6 protein-coding genes and 1 CRISPR repeat array (1 of these 7 running past the window's edge) are annotated in these 6,000 nt (G+C 37.1%); all 6 genes read right to left on the bottom strand.

Annotated elements, in window-relative coordinates:
• Positions 1–417: 417 nt before the first annotated feature.
• The 6 genes from VB713_RS11700 to VB713_RS11675 all read right to left on the bottom strand — a co-directional run bounded on the left by VB713_RS11700 (position 418) and on the right by VB713_RS11675 (position 4,386).
• Positions 418–540 (bottom strand): hypothetical protein, encoded by a 123-nt coding sequence (locus VB713_RS11700; RefSeq protein WP_323311725.1) that lies wholly within the window; start codon positions 538–540, stop codon positions 418–420.
• A gap of 29 nt (positions 541–569) precedes the next feature.
• Positions 570–2,141 (bottom strand): ThiF family adenylyltransferase, encoded by a 1,572-nt coding sequence (locus VB713_RS11695; RefSeq protein WP_323311724.1) that lies wholly within the window; start codon positions 2,139–2,141, stop codon positions 570–572.
• Between the two features lie 247 nt (positions 2,142–2,388).
• Positions 2,389–2,874, bottom strand: coding sequence for an E2/UBC family protein (locus tag VB713_RS11690; RefSeq protein WP_323311723.1), 486 nt, complete (start codon positions 2,872–2,874; stop codon positions 2,389–2,391).
• A gap of 125 nt (positions 2,875–2,999) precedes the next feature.
• On the bottom strand, positions 3,000–3,215 hold the full coding sequence (locus tag VB713_RS11685; protein WP_039203194.1) for a hypothetical protein: 216 nt from the start codon (positions 3,213–3,215) through the stop codon (positions 3,000–3,002).
• 157 nt (positions 3,216–3,372) lie between these two features.
• Complete coding sequence (locus tag VB713_RS11680; protein WP_323311722.1) at positions 3,373–3,750, bottom strand: hypothetical protein; 378 nt, start codon at positions 3,748–3,750, stop codon at positions 3,373–3,375.
• A gap of 63 nt (positions 3,751–3,813) precedes the next feature.
• Entirely contained in the window at positions 3,814–4,386 is a 573-nt protein-coding gene (locus VB713_RS11675) for an NYN domain-containing protein (protein WP_323311721.1), read from the bottom strand.
• Between the two features lie 284 nt (positions 4,387–4,670).
• A CRISPR array of direct repeats spans positions 4,671–6,000; the repeat unit is 36 nt; unit sequence GTTTCCAATTATTCCGAATTAACCCAATCGGTGGGG (it continues 1,053 nt past the right edge of the window).

The following is a 6,000-nucleotide window of genomic DNA, read 5'->3' as shown; positions in this document are numbered from 1 at the left end:
GAGCTATGAGGCTTATTCTGTCTGCATTTTAACCATTTTTGTCATCCCGTCAGCATTTCAGGTGTAGTAAAAAAGTTCAAACAGTAATGTTTGGACTTTTTCTAATCTGGAATTTAGAGGATGTTTTAAAAGTTTTTAATGTATAAATAAACCTCTCCCCGCAACGGGGAGAGGCTTTGAACCTTGTTCTTTGTATGATAAAAAAGTCCAGTTTCTAGCCGTTTTGAGTATACTGCTCATTCTCTTTTAAAGATGACACCGCCTCGAACTCGATAAAAGCAAGTCAGAACAGTAATAGTCCTTAGCATAAAGTCCAAATAATGAGCATTAAAAAGGTGCATTACATTACATTAATGCACCATACAGGATCAGCGATAGCGAAGCGCTCCGTAGGAATCGCACTACCGAAGACTTTACTTAAACTATTAAGGCGTTTTTACGTTTGGTATGCGGTTTGAGAATGCTTCCTGCTAGTACAAACATCCCAGACGAAAGCATAGAACTAGGCTCAGGAACAATACGTTGCACTCGCAATGACATACATTGAAATTTTCACGCCGACTTACTCACTACCAATAGCCCATATTGTCAACATCGCTTTCTGTATCAATATCTTCAGTTTCTGTTTTTAAGCCGTTAGACTGAGAACAGAAATAACAATCAGGTGTTTCTAGATACTTTGTGTCTGTTTGATGCCAAACGGAATTAGGAAACTCGTAAATCCAATCAATGCCAGCATCTAGGTTGAGAAAACCGCTTACCATACCGTGAATTACACCAACTCCGGTACTCGCACAAATACTATTTAACCAAAATACTGCTGGATCGTTGACTCCTTCTATATAGCCTGCACGATTCACCATCTGATTAATTTGTACAGGTGCGGATTCGACGGCTGCTTTTTGCAGGCTAATAATATTACCGCACATCAAGCACCAATCACCCCCTAAAGGTGGAACAGTGACACGACAAAACATTCGTGGTGTATGGTCAGATGGGTTGATATCAATGTGAGTACCTAAACAAAGCAGAGGACGCATATATGTCAATGCTAATTCCTGAGCTTGTTTGCGGGAGAGATGATTATCTGTTGCTACTACGATTAAATCAGATAGGGCTATTTCTGTCTGAGTTATTTCGTTATTACATAATGTGGGGATAGCTTTGACATTGGAACCTGTTGGGTAGATTTTTTTAATTAAATATTTGACATAATCGACTTTATACCATTGTTGCTCAACCATTTTGGGGGTAGCTCCTGGCATTCGATTTAGATTGACTGTTTCCAGGCGATCGCTGTCAATTAAGACCCAATTTTTTACTCCCAATCGCCCTAATGATTCGGCAAAATTTGCGCCGATTCCACCGCAACCAATGAGGCTAATTTTGAGTTCGTGAAGTTGCTTTTGACAGGCATCACCAAATATTTTTTGTCTAGCAAACATCAGATTTTGATGATTATAGGAATTTTGCTGGCTAGAAACTGATTTCATCGTAGATGGGATGAGGTTTTTTGAGGAGAAACTTGAAACTATTTTATTATCAAAGGCGTTTTTGGATTGATGATTAAATGACTCATCAAATTCTTCTCCTACCATATTTAAGGCGAAATTGGCATTAAAGTTACCTATTTTTAGGTATGAATTACAAAAATCAACATGATAATAATTTTTGCCTCTTCTGTTCCAGATCCGGAATTTACCTTTTTGTAATGATTGGTTGAAGACTCCAGAAATTAATCGGATTTTTTGAGAAAATTTATGATTCAGAAAATTAGCATATTCAGATTCGTAATAATCATCAACAGATGAAAATTCAGGCATGAACTCGCCAATGTGGGTGTGAATGTGAACCACGTGCAATCCATCTTGAAGATACTTTTCTAATATGTAGGAATGGAATTCTTGTGCTAAGACTAAGCCACTATTTGATTGTAATTCATAACAATCTTGTAAAGGAACTACCCAAGCTTTAGGAATGTAGCGAATTTTGAGTTTGGAGATTCGATGGCTTTTACAGAAAAAGAAGCCAATGACTTCTTCATTAATATTTCGAGATTCTAACATACTTTTGCAAAATTCCTGCCACATTTTTGGAGGTATGTGTAGTAAATATTCTGGGAGTTGATTCTGGGATTTCATTGGATATTTTTCGTAATTTTATGGAAGTGTGATTAATTCCAGACCATGTATTTATACCAATTCCTAATTAAGAAAATCCAACAGATCGGGGTTTATGGGTTTGAATCTGTTGTCGAATTTTAGGAATTGGTATTATCGCAATTAAGTAGAACGGCTTGAATAACTCAAAGTTTGTAGTGGGGAATTTATTCCTCATTTGAGAACTGAATTTCTCACTACGAAATCATCTCAAGATTTGTTACATTACTTAATCGTCGCTATTAATTGCATGACGCGCGGTAATAAAAAGTGTCGCTAAATTATGTCCTTTATCAACTTTTTGACTAGGTTTCCATGAATTTAACCAGACTTCGCGGTTAAATCCTCCTCCGAGTCCAACACAGTACCAATACCATCCCTCATCGCTTAAAAATGGCGCTCCATAATAGCTTTGTCTAGTGAAATGATGATCTCCCTCTCCGGTGGTGTTCCAAGGGTAATTGAGATAGCAACCGATGGGTGGTAGTTGGGGATATTCAGGTGGTAACAGAAATAAAACATCGCTGTTGGAAACGGTAAATTTTTGGGATGAAAGGGGCATTCCTTTGATAAGAATTGCTGTGTATCTAAGACTTTCAATTGTTTTATTACCAACGATTATATTCTTCGCTAGTTTTTCTAAAATTTTGAGTTCTTCGATTAATCTTGGAGTTGGTTGCAATTCTAATTTGTCCTGAGAAATTGTAATTGTCATAATTCACCTGTTTCAACTCGTATAGCGTGAGGCATTATAAAACCTTGAGGAGATACCAATTTTGAAAAAAATAGGTGGTGGAACTTGGAAATCTCTTTTTGTAAAAAATGGGTAAGCTGATTGCACTACAAAATAAAATCTCCTGTGCCTTTGACAATTTTGGGTACACTCCATACTTTTGAACCTTCTTTGAGGGCTTCATTATTTTTTAAAGGTCTAGTTCCACCAAAACCTTCTTCCATGACATCATCATTGCCAATTTCAGGAAACTTTTTCCTCAATTGTTCTACTGTTGTACCTTGAGGTAAGTCGGATAATTTACCATTAATTACTGCCCGCATATTTTCTCCTTGATGTGTATTTTTTTATTTAACGTAAGTTGCTACTGTCTGAATCAGGATTTCCATAATTTAAGGATGAAGTCTGGGATTTTATCACCCATTACCAATTACCAATTACCAGCCTCAACTAGATAACTATTAACCCAAGTTGCAAAGTTTATTTGTGTAGTTGCTGCACTGTTAAATGGGTTGATTTTTTTGTAGATTGATTGCCTGTTTTGTGGTTGCTATCAAACCAAAAGCACAGTAAAAATAATCCCATTACACCGCAAATATTAATGATGATAAGCTGGGTAAACTGTCGGGCGATCGCTTCTTCGAGGAGGATACATTTTTTGTCTAGTTTACTAAGGCGATTTTGGATGTTGTTGATTTCCTGGTTATATTTTTCGTCTTGTTGTTGACTGAAGTTCATGATTTGTGTTTCTAGTTCTTGGTAGTTATTTATTTTGTGATTTGATTGCTGTGGAAAGGCTTCTATACTGTCTAGATCGTGGATTTCTGGGATAACTAATTTGCCGTTAATTGTTCGCATGATTGCTATGCTTTTTTGAATGATAATTTGTTGAATTAATCGCCTAATTCATTAATCTTAGAATTAGTCAAATATGTTGACGTTACCGATTCTGTGTAATGTTTGATTATTATTTTGAGCATTAAATGAGTCAAAGACTTCTATTAAGTCGATAATGCTGTTGGCTGCACTTTTTAACTCACTACCTAATGACTGTTCTACGGATGCAACTTCTACCCGCATTCCTCTACGGCGCAATTTTTCAGCTAAATAGGCAAAATCTGAATCTCCTGTCACTAAGACAACGATATCGGGTTTGACTTCTAATGCTAATTCAATTGCATCCATAGCCATGACAACATCGATATTAGTTTCATATTCTTCTCCTTTAGCTTTTCCTTCTTTTGCAACTACTAAAAAGCCGTTACTTCTAGCCCAATAGACAAATTTTTCTTTGGCTTTGCGTTGTTCTTCAAATCTTTCTCTTGCTGGTGGTAAACCAACATAAATAACCATTTCGATTAATTCTCTACCTTCTTTGGGATCTGCAAGGTAGTGACATATTTTTTGCCAGTCGATTTTTCTGTTGAAGCTTTGTGCAGCTAGATAAGTATTATCGCTATCTGCAAAAATTAAGACACGGCGGGATGTCAGCATAGGTTTTTCCCAACTGCTTTTTGTTTGGGTTTGGACTTTGATATGCTTTATTAAAACCTATGCTTGGAAACTCGCGTTTCCAAAAGAAGCGCTTAACAGTTTGGTGATACGCCTATCAATTTAAGGTGTTGGGCTTCTTTATGAGGATTGTTTAGTACAAGTATATTATTGACTATTGTGAAGACTATATTGATTGTTTTCATCAATAATTGATTTTTATTAATAATTAAAAATACCTGAAACTGCATTTTAAGAATAATCATTGCAGTTTCAGGTATCATAATTTCTCCAATAATTCCGATTTAACCCAATCGGTGGGGATTTTTTAAATTTAATATTCGGAGGAGGCGCACAACGTTTCCAATTATTCCGAATTAACCCAATCGGTGGGGTCAAGGTGGCAATGGCACTGGAGGAAACAATGTTAACAGTTTCCAATTATTCCGAATTAACCCAATCGGTGGGGGCACAGGTAATGGGTTCGGACAGGGTGGCTCGTCTACAAGTTTCCAATTATTCCGAATTAACCCAATCGGTGGGGCAATTCTATGCTCGCTTCTTTTGATAGTTCTACAGAAATTGTTTCCAATTATTCCGAATTAACCCAATCGGTGGGGCGAACGAATTACGCCATAATGGTAAAAGCCAACGATTTAATGTTTCCAATTATTCCGAATTAACCCAATCGGTGGGGCTAACATATAATACTGCTCCTTTGGTGGAGCATTTTAGTTTCCAATTATTCCGAATTAACCCAATCGGTGGGGACCCACTGGGCATTAATGGTGGAGAAATTGACTTTGCGTTTCCAATTATTCCGAATTAACCCAATCGGTGAGGTAAGAAAAGATGAGATTTCTTTGGACTCTTTAGAGTTTCCAATTATTCCGAATTAACCCAATCGGTGGGGACTCAGACTTTGAAGTCAAAGCGGTGGAAACCACAGAAAGTTTCCAATTATTCCGAATTAACCCAATCGGTGGGGGAGGTTGGATTGTATTTTATGTCACAACACAAAAATCGTTTCCAATTATTCCGAATTAACCCAATCGGTGGGGGAGAAAAAATTTTCGTATTTGCTTCTAATCCTGTTAAGTTTCCAATTATTCCGAATTAACCCAATCGGTGGGGATTTCTTTTGTGGTTCAGAGATGATTTAGGAAAAAATGGTTTCCAATTATTCCGAATTAACCCAATCGGTGGGGAATAAAAAGCCAGTTCTTTCCGTAATGAAAGTTTCTTTTGTTTCCAATTATTCCGAATTAACCCAATCGGTGGGGGTGTAAACTGCGGTAATGTTGGCAACACACCCCTCGTTTCCAATTATTCCGAATTAACCCAATCGGTGGGGCTTTACGCAAATTAGTTGCTGAGTTGCTTTTGCGTTTCCAATTATTCCGAATTAACCCAATCGGTGGGGTCGGTTTCAAAGTATTCTTTGAAGATTGGTCTTCAAAGAGTTTCCAATTATTCCGAATTAACCCAATCGGTGGGGTGTTGGTAAGCTTGTTATTGGCTTCAGACTTTGAGTTTCCAATTATTCCGAATTAACCCAATCGGTGGGGTCTGCGAAAATGTAGGTATTCTTGACGATAAGTTTTGTTTCCAATTATT

The sequence above is a fragment of the Anabaena cylindrica UHCC 0172 genome, from assembly GCF_034931625.1.
GTDB classification, from domain to species: Bacteria; Cyanobacteriota; Cyanobacteriia; order Cyanobacteriales; family Nostocaceae; genus Anabaena; species Anabaena cylindrica_A.
This window is presented reverse-complemented; position numbering and strand designations above follow the sequence as displayed.